The 1370-nt window shown below is 37.9% G+C and carries 2 protein-coding genes; one reads left to right on the top strand and one right to left on the bottom strand.

The window, feature by feature from the left end:
* On the top strand, window positions 1-301 hold a 301-nt coding region (locus R8N49_RS24675), incomplete at its 5' end, for a transposase (RefSeq protein ID WP_206937204.1).
* 323 nt (window positions 302-624) lie between these two features.
* Here R8N49_RS24675 and R8N49_RS24670 read toward each other — a convergent pair.
* The gene (locus R8N49_RS24670) at window positions 625-1266 is read right to left on the bottom strand and encodes a type A-3 chloramphenicol O-acetyltransferase CatIII (protein WP_004920769.1); all 642 of its coding nucleotides are present in this window, start codon (window positions 1264-1266) and stop codon (window positions 625-627) included.
* Between the last annotated feature and the right edge of the window lie 104 nt (window positions 1267-1370).

Raw genomic sequence — 1370 nt, 5'->3', positions numbered from 1 at the left:
GACGGGCAGACCGGGCAAGAGGCTCCGGTTGTGCATGGACAAAGGGTATGAAGCGGAATGGTTGGGATCGTATCTGAGAAGTCGTCGCTATGAGCCTCATGTCCAGTCACGGAAGGATGAATCAGAAGCCATCAAAAACACGGATTTTAAGGCCCACCGCTGGGTTGTAGAGAGAACACACAGTTGGATGAATCGCTACCGTCGTGTCCTGACTCGTTGGGAGAAAAAGGTCGAAAATTACGAGGCAATGCTGCATCTTGCCTGTGCCATCATTGTCTGGAATAAAATCCTTTTGGGATAGGTTCTTATTCATTCTTTATCCCATTTAGTTTATATATCATGATTTGATACATATCTTGGCATCGACGTGTTATTTCAAGCTTACCTTTAAAAAATTATCATAAAATGCCTAGAAACAGATAAAAAGTGCGAACAAAAGCCGACAAAAAACATTTTATTGTTTATGGTTTTTAGCCTTTTGCGGAAGGATGATATAATAATTCGGCTCACACATTTATTTGAGGGTAAACAGTCGGTTCTATGACCGCCATTGAAGATAAGTTAACTCAAAACATAATAAAACAGGGCTTCACTAGATATGAAACCCTTTAATTTAACCTGAGCTTATTTTAATTTACTGTTACACAACTCTTGTAGCCGATTAATAAAGCGTGCAACATGGAAGCCATCACAAACTGCATGATGAACCTGTACTGAGAGCGGCAATAACAGTCTATCCCCTTCTTGCTGATATTTTGCCATTGTTATAATGGGTGCAAAATAATCGGTAAAATTAGCAACATTTAAATTAAAGCTATCAAAATTAACCCAAGGTAATGCTGAAATATTTAAATGATTTTCTGGTGTTACCCCTTGAGGAAATAACTTGGTATCACTTTTATAACGTTCCATTACCGATAAATAATTCACCATAAATTGATCAATATCGGATGAGTATGGGCAACTCAGTGCTGAAAATGTCTCTGTTTCTTGATGGAATACGGTGAATTGTGGGTCGACTGAATCCCATACGATCAATTCATCATCTTTTATCGCCATTCTCAACTCATCAAATTGATTCACGGCCTGAGCAATCAGATAGATCATTACCGGATAAAACTTATACGCTGAATCATCCAATGACTTTTTTAACGTCGTGATATCAATTTTGCTTGTTAAGCTAAAACCACATGGTAAACGATGCCGATAAAACTCAAAATGCTCACGGCGAACCCAATTTTTTACATCAAATTTTGTATAGTTCATAACATATCCCTTCTGAATTTTTATTTACTAAGAACCTATCCCAATAGGTTTTTAGTCCAGACAATGATACCACAGGCAAAATGCAGCATCGCCTCATAATTCTC

Source organism: Vibrio sp. 1978 (assembly GCF_033344345.1).
This window is presented reverse-complemented; position numbering and strand designations above follow the sequence as displayed.

Bases quoted from the DNA above. Each gene is read 5' to 3' on its own strand.
- R8N49_RS24670 (WP_004920769.1), bottom strand. From the start codon at position 1,266: ATGAACTATACAAAATTTGATGTAAAAAATTGGGTTCGCCGTGAGCAT.